The organism is Hymenobacter translucens (assembly GCF_020685205.1).
GTDB classification, from domain to species: domain Bacteria; phylum Bacteroidota; class Bacteroidia; order Cytophagales; family Hymenobacteraceae; genus Hymenobacter; species Hymenobacter translucens.
In genome coordinates, this window is record NZ_JAJERB010000007.1 from 102799 (window position 1) to 118823 (window position 16025).

The window sequence follows — 16025 nt, forward strand, 5'->3', positions numbered from 1 at the left end:
CAAACCTACTATTATTGACTTACTTTCGTAAATCCGGTTTGATGCTGTTGATCTTCTTTTTCGTAGTCCAGGAAGCTTGCAGCTAACGCATCTATGATTTTGAAACTGCGTTTTCTTTTGTCGTTGCTCGTACTCACGCCGCTGCTGGCCCTGGCCCAGCTGCCCGATACGACCCGCGGCACTCCCAAGCCTATCCGCAATATCGAGCTGGAGAACATCGACGTGGCGCCCGGCGCGGTGGATATCAGCGGGTGGCTGCTGCTGGACAAGGACATCCAGACGGAGCTGGAAGGCGCGGTTCACAACCTCTACAACTTCAAGTACGACAAGGCCGAAAAGCAATTCCGCTCCCTGCGCCGCCGCTACCCCAAGCACCCCATGCCCTACTTTCTGCTGGGCCTGAGCACGTGGTGGAAGATTGTGCCGACGAACATGCAAACCAAGCAGTTCGACAAGATCTTCTTCGCCTACATGGACACGACCATTGCGCTGGGGGAAAAGATGTACGAGAAGGACAGCAAGAACTACGAAGCGTGCTTTTTCCTGTCGGCCGCCTACGGCTTTGACGCCCGCCTGAACTCCGAGCGCAAAAACTGGCGCAAGGCGACCTTCAGCAGCAAGCGGGCCCTCAACTACTTAGAGAAAAGCAAGGAAGCCAACGGGCTGAGCCCCGAGTTTCTGTTCGGGCAGGCACTGTTCAATTACTACGCGGTCTGGATTTCAGAAAACTATCCCCTGCTCCGGCCCGTGCTGCTGTTTTTTCCGAAAGGAAACCGGGCCCTGGGCTTGCAGCAGTTCAAGAACGTGGCCGACAACGGCTTCTACACCGGCCTGGAAGCGCGGTTTTTCCTGATGCGGATTCTCTACAACGAGGAAAACAAGGCGGAGGCGGCTATGCCCATTGCCCGCACCATGGCCACCAACTTTCCCGACAACGGCTACTTCCAGCGCTTCTTTGCGTTGGTGGCGTTCAACGAAGGCTACTTCCGGGAGTGCGAAAAGGTGAGCCGCGACATCCTGGATAAGATTAACCGGGGCTACCCCGGCTACGAAGGCATCAGCGGGCGGTATGCCACCTACTTCCTGGGCTGGCTGATGCAGAACAAGTACAAGGATCTGACAAAGGCCAAAGACTACTACCAGCGCTGCCTGGTGTTTTCAGAAAGCACCGGCGAAACCAGCAGCGGTTACTACCTGTACGCCAATCAGAACCTGGCCCACATTGCCGAGAAAGAAAAGGATTTGACTGCGGCCCGGCGCTATTATGAAGTGCTGCTAAACAAAGCCGACAACAAGTCGGAGCTGTACAAGGAGGCGAAGGCGTACCTGAAGAAAAACAAGAAATAAGCTTGAGAAGCCCGGTTGGCTTATGATGGAAGTTAAAGACATTTTCCTGGTGCCGATTTATCTGCTGATCTTCTATGGCTTAGCAGTTGCCATCCGGCCCAAGGTCACGAATGCCTTCACCAAGAAGTACTTTATGCCGGCCCTGACCGTCAAGTTCGTGGGGGCCGTTGGCCTGGGGCTGGTGTATCAGTTCTATTACGGGGGTGGCGACACATTCAACTATACCAAGCACTCCACCATTATCTATAACGCCTTTGGCGACTCCCCCGCGGCCGGACTAAAGCTGCTCTTCGCCACCGTCGGGGAGTTTGACCGGACCACGGTTCAGTATTCGTCCCAAATGTACTGGTACCAGTCGGGCACGGAGTATTTCGTGGTTCGGATAGCAGCTGCAGCAGCCCTGCTCAGCTTTAACAGCTACGGAGTTATTGCCCTGTTTTTTGCGGTCATCAGCTTTAGCGGGGTGTGGGCGATGTACATCACCTTCGTGTGGGCCTACCCACTGCTCTATAAGCGCCTGGCCATTGCCGTCTTTTTCCTGCCGTCCGTCTTCTTCTGGGGCTCGGGCGTCATGAAGGACTCTTTGTGCCTGGGAGCCCTGGGCTGGGTGTTCTACGGATTCTACTTCGCCACCGTGGTCAAGCGCAACGTGTTGTTTTCCAGCATCGTCGGCTTGCTGGGCGCCTACGTCCTTATCACGGTGAAGGTGTACATCCTGCTTTCCTTTATGCCCCCGGCCCTGCTCTGGATTGTGCTTGAAAACAACCGGCGCATCAAAAGCGCGGCGTTACGCATGCTCCTCAAGCCGTTCTTTCTGTTGCTGGGCGTGGGAGCCGGCTACCTGGGCGCCACGAACCTCACGGCGTCGGATGAGCGATTCGCCGTGGACAAGATCGGGGAGCGAACCAAAATCAACCAGGAGTACCTGTACAGCCTTACCAAGGACCAGGGCTCGGCGTACAACATCGGCACCATTGATGGCAGTCTGGGCAGCATCGCCACTGTAGCACCCCAGGCCATTATCGTGGCCTTGTTCCGGCCCTTCCTGTTCGAGGCGCGAAACCCGGTAATGCTGCTGTCGGCGCTGGAGGCGACGATGTTTATGTACCTGACCTTTATGATGTTCTATCGAACCGGATTCCTGCGCAGCTTCCGAATGATTGGCGGTACCCCCATCGTGTCCTTTTGCTTTCTGTTTGCCATTGTATTCGCCATCGGCGTAGGCACCAACAGCGGCAACTTCGGTACGCTGGTGCGCTACAAGATTCCGCTGATGCCGTTTTTTCTGGCGGCGCTTTACATCATGGAGTATCAGGCAAACAGTGCCAAGAAGTTGGCCCGGTTGGCTTCCACCGAGAAGCGGGCTTCGATGGTGGCCCGGGCGGCCTGACCAAAGCGCGTGCGCAGCTCGTGGTCTTTGAGCAGCTTCTCCAGCCCTTCGTACCACTGCTGCGGGGTTGAGCAGATGTAGCCGTTCAGGCCGTCGGTTACTACTTCGCTGTTCATACCTACCGGCGACACCAGGGCCGGTACGCCCAGGGCCATGTACTGCAGCGCCTTGAACGCACACTTGCCCTTGGCCCAGGGGTCGTCTTCCAGGGGCATCAGGCCAATGTTGAAGGTAAGCAGGTCGGCAATTTCAGTGTCCTTGCGCCAGGGGCGGTACGAGGCAGACCGCAGCGGCAGCTGGGGGTCCTGATTGGATATCACCCGAAACTCAAACGCATAGTGCTGCTCCAACTGAGCCAGCACCGGTACCACCTGGTCGAGGTACTTCATGGTCGAGTGCGTACCCGTCCAGCCGATGACCAGCTGCTCGGTGCTCTGGTCTTTCACCTGGTTGTGCAGGTGCACCGTATCGATGGTGGTGGGGTTGACGATGGCGCGGGGGTTGAACTGCCGGGCATAGTCGCGCAGGTAGCTGTTGCCGCAGCTGATTTTGTAGGCCCACCGGCAGATGCTGTCCACCTTGTGGTGCCACTTCACGCCGGCCACAATGCTATTGGCCGCGGACGTATTCGGAATCCAGATGGCGTCGTCGAAATCGTAGATCAGCTTTTTGCCGAGCACCTTAGCGAGCACCCACTCAAATACGGGCGGCCCGATAGGTGAGGCTTCGCGGTGCACGAATACGTAGTCGTACTTCCCGGCCGTGAACAGCTGCCCGATGCGGCGCGCAAAGCCTCCCAGGATACCCAGGGCTTTGGCCGCCATGTGGCCGGGCTTGTACAGGATAGCCCAGGTGGCATCAGAAACGAACGGAGCCAGGGTATACGAATGCCCGGCTTCGGTCAGGAAGTGCAGGTACTGCTCGAAGCGGAAGCGTTGCGAAGGAGCTTTGCCGGGAGGATACGGAATCAGAAACAGGATAGTCATTCGGCAGTAGCCGCCCGCCGGGGCAGGCGGGCATTAGGAGTTAGTGAGCCGCCGGTTGCGTCTGGTGTGCATAGTAGGCCAGAATGCCCTCCGCAATCCGGTTCTGCTGGGCCTCCGTCAACTCGTAGTAGAGCGGCAGGCGGAGCAGGCAGTCGGTGTAGTGGTCGGCCTGGGGCAGCTGCCGGCCGTCGTGCTTGTCGGCGTAGAACGGGCTCTTGTGCAGCGACAGGTAGTGAAACACCGGGTGGATGTCCTGCTCCTTCAGCTGGCTGATCAGCGCGGTGCGCTCTTCCAGGCTGCGGCACACCAGGTAAAACATGTGGCCGTTGTTGGTGGCATAGTCCGGCACCTCCGGCAGTTGCACACCCTCCGCCCGGAGCGGGGCCAGGGTTTCGTAGTAGCGCTGCCAGATAGCCTTGCGCTGCTGCTGAATGCTGGTTAGGTTTTCGAGCTGAGCCCAGAGGAAGGCGGCAATAATGTCGGAAGGCAGAAACGAGGAGCCGTAGTCAACCCAGCCGTACTTATCGACTTCGCCGCGGAAAAAGGACGAGCGGTTAGTGCCCTTCTCCCGGATAATCTCGGCGCGGGCCGCAAAGCGGGCATCGTTGATGGCCAGCATACCGCCTTCTCCGGAGATGATGTTCTTGGTTTCGTGAAACGAGAAAGCCGCCAGGTGGCCGATGGTCCCCAGCGCCCGGCCCTTGTAAAAGCTGTCGATGGCCTGGGCGGCATCCTCCACCACGAACAGGCCGTGCCGGTCGGCAAGGGCCATAATCGGGTCCATGTCGCAGGCAATGCCGGCGTAATGCACCGGCACGATGGCCTTGGTGCGGGGTGTAATCAGGCTTTCCAGCTGGGCCGGATCCATGTTCGGATTCTCGGCCGTGCTGTCGGCAAACACAATCCGGGCGCCCCGCAGCACAAAGGCATTCGGCGTCGACACAAAGGTGTAGGAAGGCATTATCACCTCATCCCCGGGCTGAATGTCAATCAGCAGAGCCGCCATTTCGAGGGCATCGGTGCAGGAGGTGGTCAGCAGCACTTTGGTGAAGCCAAGCTGTTGCTCAAAAAACTGGTGGCAGCGCTTTGTAAACATTCCGTCGCCCGAGATCTTGCCCGAACGGACAGCTTCTTCGATGTAGCGCGTCTCGTTGCCGGATAGATAGGGCTTGTTGAAGGGGATGTAGGAAGAAGTAGGCATGGCGTTTTTTCAGGACGCAAAGGTAAGAAGAAGCCGCGCCTTTCTCCTGCAGTTGGCTGCTGGCTGCTAACGACAGCCCCTCCCCTGCTCATGAACAGTTTGCTCCAGCACAACCTGTCTTAACACCCTTCGCCCTGCGGCCTTCTTATGCCGCCGTTCCTGCCGTAGATGCACCAACTTCACAGTAAAACGACCCGTTCATGAATGCTGCCTTTAGGCGTATAGTTGCGGGGGCATACGTTCCGCACCGGCGACTGCCAGCCTCTTAGCAGCCTGTATCTGTACGATGGGAAGATCAGATTATCAGGCGGGCTGGAGAGGAAGACCGGACGCAGGAAGATGAGCGCGGGCATTCAGGGTACCTGCTGCTTACCCCTTCAGGTTCTGCCAGAACGCCTCATCCAACGCTTCCGCCTGATAACTCAAGGCAGGCGAAAACAGAGCCGGCCGGCCGGCCAGATCCAGTAGTTGGGTGTGCTGAGCGGTGTTGAGCCCGGTTTTTTGAAGAATACCGTCGAGCAAAGCCATACTGGCTCCTCGAAAAACGGCATTGTATACCTGTGTGGTATCATCCCGGTTCCAGTCTACGGGAACCGCACACTGGCTGAGCACTTGGCCATTGTCGACCAGTTCGTCTACCTGATGGCAAGTGCCCCCAATGATGCCCGCGTTGAGCAGACGGGCCTGCTCGACTGTTTCCATGCCAATAAATCCCTTGAAGGCCGGAAGCAGGGAGTAGTGCAGATTAATGAAGCGGCCGGGCAGCAGATTCAGCGTGTCCGCATCGATGATTTTGTGAATATTGGTAATGACCAGATCGGGCTGTCCGGCTACCAGCACCTGCTGCAAGGCTTCGGGAGCCGTACGGGTGTACTTGAGCCGGGTTGCGCGCAGTCCATGAGCGCGGGCGTAATCCAGCGCGCCGCAGTCACGGTCGGCCACTACGTCCCCGATCGACAAGGGCAGCCCCAGGCGCTGAGCGGCCTGGTGGACGAACTTTAGAGTGCCTCCATTGCCCGAGGCCAGAAACGCGATGGTTTTGTGTTGCATGAGAAAGATTCAAATTCTGGAACAGGACGCTCAGGACAGAACTTCCCGCTCCACGAAGCTGGGCCGGCGGGTGGTCTTCAAATTGATGCGGTGAATGTACTCGCCCAGAATGCCCATGCCCAGCAGCAGCAGCCCGATGCCGAACCCAATAGCAATAATCAGGGACGCGAAGCCTTGGCTCAGGTCGTTGAAGAACAGCTTACGGATGATGATGTACAGCGAATAGAGCGTGGTAAACAGAAATACCGCCACCGACGTCAGGGTAAGCAGGCGGATGGGCAGGTCCGAGAACGTGACGAAGATGTTGACCGAATGCTCAATGAGCTTGGTAAGCGTGTAGGAGCTGGCGCCCGCTGCGCCTTCCTGGTGCCGGACCGTAACGCTGCCCACGTTGTTGGTAACCCAGGTGAGGTAGCCGTCCAGAAACGTGTACGAGTTGCTCATATTCAGGCAATACCGGGCAATATCCGCCTTCAGCAGCCGGAACGCGGTATAGTCGGGGTGCAGGTCGGGCAGGCCCAGCTTGAGCAGCTTTTTGAGCATGCGCGACGTCATATTGCGAAACCCGGAGTGCTGCAGCGTGTCGTACTTGCCGTACACTACGTCGTAGTCGCCCTCCTGCTGGCAGCGGGCCAGCAAGCCAATATCGGCCGGGTCGTGCTGCAGGTCCTCGTCCATCGTGACCAGGAACCGGCCCCGGGCCAGGCGGAAGCCGCAGATCAGGGCATTGTGTTGCCCGAAGTTGCGCGACAACCGGATGGCCTTTACGACTTCCGGCCCCAGCTCCTGGCGGAGCTCCTGGATAACCGACCAGGACCGGCCGGGGCCGCAGTCGTAGACAAAGATTATTTCAAAGCTTTCCCCGCTTTGCGTAAAGTACTGCCGGATCTGGCGGGCCAGGGGGCCGATGGTGTTTTCGCCGCGGTATACCGGAATGATGATGGAGAAGTCGACCACCTTAGCTGGAAAGTTGGTTGGCAAAGGTCTTCATGTACTGCGGAGCCTCGGGGCCCATGTTGAACAGCAGGTCCAGCATGCTGACACCGTGCTCAAATGGTCCGCCGTGCAGTTGCGGGTACTCCGGGTAGTTATCGTAGTCCATCCACGACACCTGCAGGCCAGCCTGCTCAAACAGCTCGGTTTCGAGGTAGCCCCGGGCCGCAGGGCCGGAAACGTACTCCGTGCCGCCGGCATCCTGTACCAGCTTTACCAGTCGCTCCGTCTTACCCTCGCCCAGCTCGTAGTCCGACGACCAGCTGAGCTTGGTAGTGATGCCCAGCAGCTGGCAGGTTGTCTGGATAAGCGCGAAGTTGATCTGACTCAGGTATCTGGTGTCAAGGCCGGTGTACAGCGCCTCAAAGGTATCCTTGTAGATTTTGAAGTGCGGGGCCTTCGCGTAGGCCTGGGCCAGGGTGCGCCAGTGTTTCAGCGCCCATTTCTCATCAAAGATCAGGGTTTCGTCGATGCGCTGCTGCAGGGTTTCCTGCCGTACGGGAATGGTAAGCCATGCTACCCCCTGGTTGGTTTTGATCTTGTTGCGGTTCCGCCAGTCGTTTTTCGTGTATTGCATCTCATCGTAGAGGATGAATTCGTCTACGGCATTGATGATATCGAAGTAGCCCTTCCACGGAATGTAGTTGGACTGGATAATGGCTACTTTCTTGGAATCGGGCATTGGGTGTGGTTACTGAGAACTTGGACTAGACGGGCAAAGGTAGCCGGTTTCGGGTTGGTATGGCAGCAGAAAAAGCCGCCTCCCCGGCCGCCCGCCGGCCCGGATCGTGCGCAGCCGCTCAGCCGCTTCGGGGCGGAAAAAGCCGTCATCTACAAAGTAGCCCAAAGGCTCCCTGGGGTCGTCCCACTACTGCCTGAGCGCTTGCCATTGGCTTGACTGTCCACATCATTCAGCCCCCGCCCTCAGCAGGTAACTTTTACAGCTGGGCGAATATAATTTCAGCAGTAGGCAGGTACTGGCTCAGGCCGCGGTAGGCAATACCGGCCTGTCGGCATTTTTCCCGCAACGGACCTTTCTCAGCATTGAGCAGGGCTACTACCTGAGGATATACCCGCAGGGCTTCGGCCTCCGCAAACCCGTTGACGACGACCCCAACTCCGTATTTCTCTGCTACCAGATCGTCTTCCGACACGCCGGCACAGACCAGGTAGGGCAAGCCGCAGCACAGGTACTCCCCCACCTTAATAGGCGAGCGGAACCGCTGCGAGGGCAAGGAGGGAACGGCTACTATTCCGAAGTCGGCCGCCGAGATGTAGTCCTGCACCTGCTCATAGGGGCTGCGGGTGATGGTGTAGCAGTCATCCGGCAAGCCTTCAGCCTGCATAAGCTCCCGGATATAAGCCGGTGCGTCGGGCGAAACAATCAGGAAGAAAAGCGCCGGGTTCTGCTGGTGAAACACCCGAAACAACACGGCTATTTCTCGGTCGTAATAGATACCCCCGAACTTACCCAGGTACAACACCACCTGCTTATCAGCCGGTATTCCATATTTCTCCCGGACGCGCTGCCGGCCCTCGGGGCGAAAGAAAATTCTGGTTTCGTCGACGCAGCTGGGCAGCTTATACACTTTTGCTTTGCTGCCCCACTGCTCCAGCCGCTTCATCATATGCACCGTGCCGGTAGAGAGAATATCCGCCTTCATCCCACTCAGGCGCTCCAGATAGTTTAACCCACGGTATGCAATGCTTTCTGCCGGCCAGATATTACAGTCCAGCATAAACTCGCTGTGGGGCTCATACTGGTAGCCATAGTAACGCAAACGGAATACTTGGGCGATGAGAAACGCAAAGCTTCCCGCAACGGTACCCAGCGACACAACAGAGTCAGCGCCTAACGATAGTTTCAGCCGCAGCACCAGCAGTGCACCAAGCAGCAGATCGTACCCCTTTTTTAGCAACTTAAACCGCCCGGAGTTCCAGGTAAGCGGGTGCCAATCCATGTTAAAGCTGGCAAACTCAGCCCGCTTCTGAGCCTGCTGCTCCGGGCTGAGGGCATACTCGACTTGTTCGTATGTAATCAGATGAAGGCGCAAGTCGGGCTGCACGCCTCCCACATGCTTGAGCAGCAGCAGCAGGTTCCCCTTGAACAGCGGATCATCACAGCTATTGTAAACGAAGATGATGACGTGACGCAGCTTCATCAGGAGGTTGGTTGGTTAAGCAGGGCTTCCCACTGCTGCATAATTTTCTGGGGCGCGAAGTCCTGCACCCGGGCGTGCGCCTGCGCCGCATAGTACGAGCGTTTAGCCGGATCGGCCAACAAAGCCGCTAAGGTATCTGCCCATACCGGGGCGCTTTGCTCGAGGGCCGGGCCCGCACCCAGCAACGGCAGCAGCACGCCAAACTCGGCCATTTCGGGCGTTGCGGCATACTGGTCGGCCGGGGTCTGCGGGGCCAGGATTTCCCGCGGGCCGGTAGGGCAGTCGGTAGAGGCAACCGGCACCCCACAGGCCATGGCTTCGCACAAAGCCATCGGAAAGCCTTCCGTAGACGAGGATAGCAAAGACACGGCCGCGCGGGCAATGTACCGGAACGGGTTGCTTTGGAAGCCCAGAAAGTAAACGTCGAAGTCGGGGGTCAGCGGAGTGCTGTCCCAGGCCTGCCAGCTGCGCAAACCCAGCTCCTGGCAGCGCTGCAGCAGGTCGGCGCGGAGCGGACCGTCGCCCAGCAGCACCAGCCTGGTTGCCTGGTCGCCGGTGCGGCGCAGGCGGTGCAGCACCTCGAGCAGGGCGGTCTGGTTTTTCTCCCGGGCCAGGCGGCCGGCCGTTATCAACACCGGATGCTGGTCAAACAACGCCTGCTCGGCCGGGTCCAGCGGCTCCTGGCTGCGCTGCCGGATGCCTTCCACGTCAAAGAAATTGTTGATGGTAACTACTTTCCGGGAACTCAGCCCGAACAGGTCAATCAGCTCCTGCCGCAGGTCCCGGCTGACGGGCACGATAAAGTCGGCGCCGCGGTATAATAGCGGCATCAGCAGGCGGCGCCGCACCCATCCCAGCGCCCCGGTAATGTTGGGGTCGTGGCGCTTGGAGTTGTGAATGCACAGCAGCACCTGCTCGGACCCTTTGCTGAGCAGGTTCAGGTAATCGGCTCCTTCAAGGTGGCTGATGCATACGTCGATGCGGTGCTCCCGCTTGAGGGCCTTTACCCGCTGGACGCGCTGCACAAAGGTGGTCAGCTTGCCCACGATGCCGGCACCGGCGGGCACATCCAGCGCCACCAGGGTATTGCTGGTCGGGAACGCGACTTCGGTGCGGCTGTCGAATACGCACTCTACCACATGGTGACGGCGGGCCAGCTCCTGGCCGTGGTCGTGGAAAACCCGCTCGGCCCCGCCGTAGGTGAGCTGGGGAATAAGCAAAAGGATGTTTTTACGCCGGGGCGCGGCAGCAGTAGTCATGCGCAGAGACGTTAGATATGCCGGAGGACGTAGCTCTTGAGCAGAAACTTAGCCTGCAGCTTGGCCGGGGCCTGGTAGTGCCGGGCCAAGGGCTGACGGCGGTACTCGCGCAGGGAGTTGGTCTTTTTGTCCGGGTTCAGGTAGCAGGTCAGAAACCACCGCTCGGCCACGGCGCTGAGCATGGCGGCCGGGTCGGCGTAGCGCCGCTCCTGGTTGTAGATATGAATCTTCCAGAGCCAGGCGTGCACTTCGGCCAGGGTGATGTCGCCCAGCGTGAAGGGGTAGTAGGAAATGGTGTTGTGCACGTGCAGCTCCCGCTCCGTGAACGGAATGCCGAACACGCCCAGGAGCCGCTCCCGGATCTGGTTGCTTTTGGCGTTGCGGCGGGCGTGCACGTCGGCCTTTACCGTCTGGGGCAGGGTGCGGTAGTGCAGCAGGATTTCCGGCTGGTTCACGATGTCCACGACCTGGGCGGCGCGGGCAATAAACTCGTAGTCCTCACCGAAGGTGTCCTGAATGGTGTCGTCGTAGCGCAGGCCGTGCTCGGTGAGCAGGGAGCGGCGAAAAAACGCCGTGGGGTTGGCGACGGGCATGTTGAACAGCAGAAAGCTGCGCACCGCGTCGGCCGACACCGGGTACTCATACACAATGTCAGACTCCCCGAAGCATTTCATGAAGGAGCTGGTAAGTCCCACCGTAGGGTTCTGCTCCAGAAAATCAACCTGGGCCTGCAGACGGTGCGGCAGGGCAATGTCGTCGGCATCCATCTTGGCGATGTAGCGGCCCCGGGCGTGCTCGGCCCCGTAGTTGTCGGTAAAGGAGCGGCCCCGGTTCCGGTCGTTGGCCAGCACGGTTACGCGGGGGTCGGCGGCAAAGCTGCGGGCCACGCTCAGGCTGTCGTCCTTGGAGAAGTCGTCAACCAGAATCAACTCGAAGTCCTGGAACGTCTGGCTCAGAATGCTCTCAATGGCCGGGCGCAGGTACTCACCGGCGTTGTAGATGGGCAGGATTACGGAAACGAGGGGGGCGGAACGGTCAGACATACGTTAGCGGACGGCAGCTTTTCCGGCCCCGGCAGTTTGCGCCAGGCGGTCCTGCAGGGTCCGGACCTGCCGGAACACCCGCACGGCCTCTTCGCGCTGGGCCAGGGAAGTTTTAAAGTTGTACAGCAGGCGCATCGTCTCGAAGTTGCTGGTCAGCTCTTCCCGGTCGCGGCGGAACACGGCGTTATACACGTTAGCCGGCTGCTTGGCAATCTGGGAAGCCAGCCAGGCCAGCCGCTTGGTGTACAGCTGCCGGAAGCGGGCCTCGGTCAGGTTGGGGTGGCGGAACACGAAGTAGTACACGATGCTGGTAAGCTGGGACGAGGCCGTGCCCTGCCCGATGCGCATCAGGTAGTGCCAGGTCAGGCGCTCCTTGAACATGAAGTGCTTGAGCCGCAGCCGGTCGTCGTACCAGAGCTTGTAGCCGGCCAGCTGCAGGGCGTCGCCCAGCTCCACGTCTTCCCCGCTCACGATGATCTTGCCCCGCTTGGTGGAGGTTGTGAAGCGGAAGTCGTGGTCGAGCAGCTTCAGCCAGCCCGACTTGCGCACCACCGACCCGGCCCCGTAGAGGTAGCCTTCGTGGTCGGGCAGGGGGCCGCTTTTGCCGTTGTTCTGGGGACCCACGGCGTACACGGCCCGGAACTCCTCAAACCATTTCGGCGGCGTAATTTCAAAGGCACCTTCGGCGTGGGCGCCCAGAATCCCGATTTCGGGGTGGGCGCTCATAATCTCAAACACCAGCCCCACGTAGTTCGGCGCGAGCCAGTTGTCGTCGTCCACGATAACAATGAACTCGTAGCGGGCCTCGTTGAAGCCGCGGATCAGGGCATTCTCCTTGCCGGCTACGGGCTCGTCGAGCACCCGGCAGGGTACGGGCAGCTCCCGGCCCAGCGTCGTGGCGGCTTCCACCGTGTTGTCCTTCGACGCATTGCTGACGATGAGCACCTCCCACGGTACCCCGGCGGGCACCTGCTGGGCGGCTACGTGGCGCAGGGTATCGGGCAAACGGGCGGCCCCGTTGTGCGTGCAGATGAGAAGGGTAACTCCGTTCATAGGTTGTATCGGGGCCGGCATCCGCCAGCCGGAGCCGGTTAAGCGCCTGTTCCGGGGACCGGGCAGGGTAAGTCAGCGCGCCAAAGTTACGCGTTTCACCAGCCTTGACAGGTGAAAGCGCAGGCGCTCCGGATTGATGGTCGCGGCTTTGTAGTAGTAGTAGAGCTGCTGCCAGCGGCTGCCGGCGGCTTTCATTTTCTCGCTCCGCTCGAAGTACAGGTGCTCCAGGTACTTGTCGAAGGCGTAATGAAACTCACTGGGCAGCAGACGCTTGTACTGCTCGTTTTCGAAGATGCGCTTTCCGTTCTGCATGAGCGTGTTGTTGCTCGTCTGCATCACCCCGCCCGAGTGCAGGCGGTAGCGCGACATTACCTGGGGCAGGTAATAAATGTAGCCGCTGCGGGTGCTGAGCAGCTGTAGGGTGTAGTCGCCGCTGAACACCTGCCGGTACCACTCCGGCAGCGGCAGCGTCAGGCTGCTGCTCCGGAACAGCATGGAGGCACTGGCAATACCCCAGCCGTGCCTGACGAGCTCGGCCTGGGTGATGCGGCCTCCGCCTGCGGGAGCAAAGATCGGATACCGGGAGCTGAACAGGTAGGGCGGCTGGGAATTGTCTTCGGTAAACACCTCCGCATCGTGAATGCAGAGCGAGCATTCCGGCTGGGCTTCCATCAGATCCACCTGCCGCTGCAGCTTGAGTGGGTCGGTCCAGTAGTCGTCGCCCTCCACGAAGGCAATGTAGCGCCCGGTGCAGGCGCCCATGGTTGCCATCAGGTTGCCCATGATGCCCAGGTTCTTCTCGGGCAGCAGCACCCGGATCCGGTCCGGGTAGCGGGTCTGGTAGTCCAGCGCAATCTGCCGGGTGCGGTCCGGGGAGCAGTCTTCCCCAATCACCAGCTCCACCGCGAAGGTGGTTTGTTGCATCAGCACCGACTCAATCGTCTGGGCCAGAAACTGCTCGTGGTTGTAGGTAATGCAACACACGCTGACCATGGGCGTCGTGGACTTATCCGGCATGGGGCTCCTGCTCAAGAACTAGGTTAACGTAGATTTTTCGGCCGTTCTCGTCCAGGAAGTACGCATTCTTATACGTGCCGTGGGTAAGGGCCCGCAAGCGGTCAATGGCCTGCCCCATGGTGAGGGTTTCCTTCAGGTCGAGGTGCAGCAGCTTGTTGAAGTCCTTTTTCAGGTTCAGGTTGCCTTCCTGCTTAGGCTGGCTCGTGGCATAGGTATTGGCCACCAGATCAACCAGGGAACGGTCCAGCAGCGTTAGCTCGGCGGCCTGCACCCGGTTGTAGGCGGTCAGGGACGTGTCGTGGGCGTACACCGGCACGGGCTGCTGCACGATGATGGCACCGTGGTCGAGCTCAGCGTCAATCTCGTGGATGGTGGCGCCCAGCGGGAGCTTGTTCAGAATGGAGAACACCTGCGGAAACCAGCCCCGGTTGTAGGGGTTCAGGCCGGGATGAATGTTGATGCAGCGTACCTGCTGAACCATGTCGGCCGGAAACAGCTGCTTGCAGTGCGCCGATATCACCAGGGAGTACTCCTGGACCAGCCGGGGCCACTCGGTCTTTACCACCACGGGCGTAATGCCAAACGGCTCCATGGCGGCCTGGCTGGCCGGGCTGCAGCAATACGTAAAGGAAACCTGGGAAAGCTCGGATTTCTGCGCCACCAGCTTTCGGAATTCCTGGGCTAGGTAGACGTTATCCGTGATGACAAGGACGTTGGATGCGGGAAGCATACGGGGAATGGGTAAGAAAGAAGGTACAGCAGCGTGGGCCGGGCCATGCTAGCGGAGAGGTCGGGCGGGGATGCCTACTACTGTGGTACCGGGCGGAACGTTGCGCGTGACGACTGCTCCGGCGCCCACGGTAGAACCCTCCCCGATGGTAATATCCGGCATTATGGTCGCATTGGCGCCAATCAGGCAAAAATCCCCAATCTGGCACCGCCCCAGGATCCGGGCGCCGGGGGCCAGCTCGCAGTACCGGCCCAGCACCACGTGGTGGTGCATGCCGGCTCCGGTATTGAGCAGGCTGCCCTCCCCTACCCGGGCTTCGTTGGCAATGAAGGCACCGGGCATGATATTCAGCCCGTGCTCCAGCGTGGTGCCGTACTCCCCGATGATGGCATTGCCAGCCACAATGGAAACCAGCCGGCCGCCCAGGGCTTCGAGCTTGTGGGCTACCTTAAACCGGACCGTGGTGCCGCCCAGCCCCAGCGCAAACTCCGGGTCATGCGCAAACAGCGCCCGGGCTTCGGCCTCACTGCGAAGGATCGGAAAGCGCCCGAACAGCGTAGCCGGCAGATCAGGCGTTACGTCGTCGTAAAACCGGATGTCAACGCCTTCGGCCCGGGTGTCCAAGCACTGCAACAACTCAATGGCGTGGCCGCCGGCTCCGATTATTAGCATGTGGCAGCTCGATTGAGGAAGATTTCCGGCTTACGGCTTTGTGTAGTAGTGCCGGATCAGGCCGCAGATCCAGCGCACGTGCTCGTGCTCCAGCTGCTGGTAAAAAGGCAGGCACAGCACCCGCAGCGAAATGTCCTCTGATACCGGGCAGTCGGCGCCGGTGTGGTAGGGCAGCTTGTTCAGGGACGGGAAGAAGTAGCGGCGGGTGTTGATGTTGTGGGCTGCCAGCGCGTCCTTCACCCGCTGCATCTGCTCCTCGCTGTCGAAGATGACCGGGAAGTAGGCATAGTTGTACTCGGTGTCTTCCGGGGTAATGGGGTAGCGCAGGGGCAGCGAGGCCAGCTCGGCGCGGTACAGCTCGGCCACCTCGCGCCGGGCCCGGATAAACTCCGGCACGCGGGGCAGGTTGCAAAGGCCCATGGCAGCATGAAACTCCGAGTTCTTGCCGTTCACGCCCAGCGAGTAATAGTCGTCGCCGATGTGCCCAAACGACTTGTACAGCCAGACCTTCTTGGCCAGCTCCTCGTGCATGGTGATGATGGCCCCGCCTTCAGAGGTGTGAAACAGCTTGGTGGCGTGGAAGCTGCAGGTGGTAATGTCGCCGTAGGCCAGCAGGGAGCGGCCGTGTACGGTTACGCCAAAGGCGTGGGCGCCGTCGTAAATCACCTTCAGGTTGTGCTTGCGGGCAATCTTCTCAATGGCCAGCACGTCGCAGGGGTAGCCGTAGACGTGGGTTGCCAGGATAGCCGACGTGCGGGGGGTAATGGCCGCCTCGATCTTGGTGGCATCGATGCAGAAGGTCTGCTCCTCGATGTCGACGAAGACCGGCTGGCAGCCTTCCCACAGAATTGCCGTGGTCGTGGCCACGTAGGAGAACGGCGTCGTGATAATCTCGCCGGTCAGCTCCAGGGCCTTGATGGCTACCTGCAGGGCAATGGTGCCATTCGACATAAACTGCACCCGGGCTCCGCTGAGCGCGGTGCTCAGGTCGGCTTCGAGGCGCTGCACCAGCGGTCCGTTGTTGGTAAGCCAGCCCCTTTCCCAGATACCTTCCAGATAGCCCACATACTCCTCCAGCGGGGGCAGATATGATTTGGTGACGTTTATGTTCATGCTTAAAAT

Annotated in this window: 15 protein-coding genes; 2 read left to right on the forward strand and 13 right to left on the reverse strand. The window is 59.7% G+C overall.

Translation table 11 applies throughout. The features are described 5' to 3' along the window. Positions 1 to 93: 93 nt before the first annotated feature. Both LJY25_RS15710 and LJY25_RS15715 read left to right on the forward strand, forming a co-directional pair. Positions 94 to 1347 carry a tetratricopeptide repeat protein gene (locus LJY25_RS15710; protein WP_227609310.1) on the forward strand — a complete coding sequence of 418 codons (1254 nt, stop codon included), beginning with the start codon at positions 94 to 96 and terminating at the stop codon, positions 1345 to 1347. Between the two features lie 22 nt (positions 1348 to 1369). Continuing rightward, complete coding sequence (locus tag LJY25_RS15715) at positions 1370 to 2737, forward strand: hypothetical protein (protein ID WP_227609311.1); 1368 nt, start codon at positions 1370 to 1372, stop codon at positions 2735 to 2737. Here the strand turns inward: LJY25_RS15715 and LJY25_RS15720 are convergent. The 13 genes from LJY25_RS15720 to LJY25_RS15780 form a co-directional block, all read right to left on the reverse strand. Next, on the reverse strand, positions 2659 to 3723 hold the full coding sequence (locus LJY25_RS15720) for a glycosyltransferase family 4 protein (protein WP_227609312.1): 1065 nt from the start codon (positions 3721 to 3723) through the stop codon (positions 2659 to 2661). The two genes, LJY25_RS15715 and LJY25_RS15720, sit on opposite strands and share 79 nt — an antisense overlap. Before the next feature lie 40 nt (positions 3724 to 3763). Beyond that, complete coding sequence (gene rffA / locus LJY25_RS15725; protein WP_227609313.1) at positions 3764 to 4924, reverse strand: dTDP-4-amino-4,6-dideoxygalactose transaminase; 1161 nt, start codon at positions 4922 to 4924, stop codon at positions 3764 to 3766. A 369-nt stretch (positions 4925 to 5293) separates the two neighbouring features. Then, positions 5294 to 5974 carry a formyltransferase family protein gene (locus tag LJY25_RS15730; RefSeq protein ID WP_227609314.1) on the reverse strand — a complete coding sequence of 227 codons (681 nt, stop codon included), beginning with the start codon at positions 5972 to 5974 and terminating at the stop codon, positions 5294 to 5296. Between the two features lie 30 nt (positions 5975 to 6004). Beyond that, entirely contained in the window at positions 6005 to 6931 is a 927-nt protein-coding gene (locus tag LJY25_RS15735) for a glycosyltransferase family 2 protein (protein WP_227609315.1), read from the reverse strand. A gap of 1 nt (position 6932) precedes the next feature. After that, the gene (locus LJY25_RS15740) at positions 6933 to 7649 is read right to left on the reverse strand and encodes a WbqC family protein (RefSeq protein ID WP_227609316.1); all 717 of its coding nucleotides are present in this window, start codon (positions 7647 to 7649) and stop codon (positions 6933 to 6935) included. A gap of 256 nt (positions 7650 to 7905) precedes the next feature. Continuing rightward, on the reverse strand, positions 7906 to 9129 hold the full coding sequence (locus tag LJY25_RS15745; RefSeq protein WP_227609317.1) for a glycosyltransferase: 1224 nt from the start codon (positions 9127 to 9129) through the stop codon (positions 7906 to 7908). Beyond that, positions 9129 to 10388 (reverse strand): glycosyltransferase, encoded by a 1260-nt coding sequence (locus LJY25_RS15750; RefSeq protein WP_227609318.1) that lies wholly within the window; start codon positions 10386 to 10388, stop codon positions 9129 to 9131. Before LJY25_RS15750 ends, LJY25_RS15745 begins: the two co-directional genes overlap by 1 nt. Before the next feature lie 11 nt (positions 10389 to 10399). Beyond that, entirely contained in the window at positions 10400 to 11431 is a 1032-nt protein-coding gene (locus LJY25_RS15755) for a glycosyltransferase family 2 protein (protein WP_227609319.1), read from the reverse strand. 3 nt (positions 11432 to 11434) lie between these two features. After that, positions 11435 to 12484 carry a glycosyltransferase gene (locus LJY25_RS15760; RefSeq protein WP_227609320.1) on the reverse strand — a complete coding sequence of 350 codons (1050 nt, stop codon included), beginning with the start codon at positions 12482 to 12484 and terminating at the stop codon, positions 11435 to 11437. 72 nt (positions 12485 to 12556) lie between these two features. Then, positions 12557 to 13501 (reverse strand): glycosyltransferase, encoded by a 945-nt coding sequence (locus tag LJY25_RS15765; RefSeq protein WP_227609321.1) that lies wholly within the window; start codon positions 13499 to 13501, stop codon positions 12557 to 12559. After that, complete coding sequence (locus tag LJY25_RS15770) at positions 13491 to 14231, reverse strand: dTDP-4-amino-4,6-dideoxyglucose formyltransferase (RefSeq protein ID WP_227609322.1); 741 nt, start codon at positions 14229 to 14231, stop codon at positions 13491 to 13493. Before LJY25_RS15770 ends, LJY25_RS15765 begins: the two co-directional genes overlap by 11 nt. Before the next feature lie 48 nt (positions 14232 to 14279). Further along, positions 14280 to 14903 carry an acetyltransferase gene (locus LJY25_RS15775; RefSeq protein ID WP_227609323.1) on the reverse strand — a complete coding sequence of 208 codons (624 nt, stop codon included), beginning with the start codon at positions 14901 to 14903 and terminating at the stop codon, positions 14280 to 14282. Between the two features lie 30 nt (positions 14904 to 14933). After that, complete coding sequence (locus LJY25_RS15780) at positions 14934 to 16016, reverse strand: DegT/DnrJ/EryC1/StrS family aminotransferase (RefSeq protein WP_227609324.1); 1083 nt, start codon at positions 16014 to 16016, stop codon at positions 14934 to 14936. Between the last annotated feature and the right edge of the window lie 9 nt (positions 16017 to 16025).

Excerpts from the sequence above, each read along its gene's own strand:
- LJY25_RS15710 (WP_227609310.1), top strand. The coding sequence starts at position 94 with ATGATTTTGAAACTGCGTTTTCTTTTGTCGTTGCTCGTACTCACGCCG.
- LJY25_RS15715 (WP_227609311.1), top strand. The coding sequence starts at position 1,370 with ATGATGGAAGTTAAAGACATTTTCCTGGTGCCGATTTATCTGCTGATC.
- LJY25_RS15720 (WP_227609312.1), bottom strand. The coding sequence starts at position 3,723 with ATGACTATCCTGTTTCTGATTCCGTATCCTCCCGGCAAAGCTCCTTCG.
- rffA (WP_227609313.1), bottom strand. The coding sequence starts at position 4,924 with ATGCCTACTTCTTCCTACATCCCCTTCAACAAGCCCTATCTATCCGGC.
- LJY25_RS15730 (WP_227609314.1), bottom strand. The coding sequence starts at position 5,974 with ATGCAACACAAAACCATCGCGTTTCTGGCCTCGGGCAATGGAGGCACT.
- LJY25_RS15740 (WP_227609316.1), bottom strand. The coding sequence starts at position 7,649 with ATGCCCGATTCCAAGAAAGTAGCCATTATCCAGTCCAACTACATTCCG.
- LJY25_RS15745 (WP_227609317.1), bottom strand. The coding sequence starts at position 9,129 with ATGAAGCTGCGTCACGTCATCATCTTCGTTTACAATAGCTGTGATGAT.
- LJY25_RS15750 (WP_227609318.1), bottom strand. The coding sequence starts at position 10,388 with ATGACTACTGCTGCCGCGCCCCGGCGTAAAAACATCCTTTTGCTTATT.
- LJY25_RS15755 (WP_227609319.1), bottom strand. The coding sequence starts at position 11,431 with ATGTCTGACCGTTCCGCCCCCCTCGTTTCCGTAATCCTGCCCATCTAC.
- LJY25_RS15760 (WP_227609320.1), bottom strand. The coding sequence starts at position 12,484 with ATGAACGGAGTTACCCTTCTCATCTGCACGCACAACGGGGCCGCCCGT.
- LJY25_RS15765 (WP_227609321.1), bottom strand. The coding sequence starts at position 13,501 with ATGCCGGATAAGTCCACGACGCCCATGGTCAGCGTGTGTTGCATTACC.
- LJY25_RS15770 (WP_227609322.1), bottom strand. The coding sequence starts at position 14,231 with ATGCTTCCCGCATCCAACGTCCTTGTCATCACGGATAACGTCTACCTA.
- LJY25_RS15775 (WP_227609323.1), bottom strand. The coding sequence starts at position 14,903 with ATGCTAATAATCGGAGCCGGCGGCCACGCCATTGAGTTGTTGCAGTGC.
- LJY25_RS15780 (WP_227609324.1), bottom strand. The coding sequence starts at position 16,016 with ATGAACATAAACGTCACCAAATCATATCTGCCCCCGCTGGAGGAGTAT.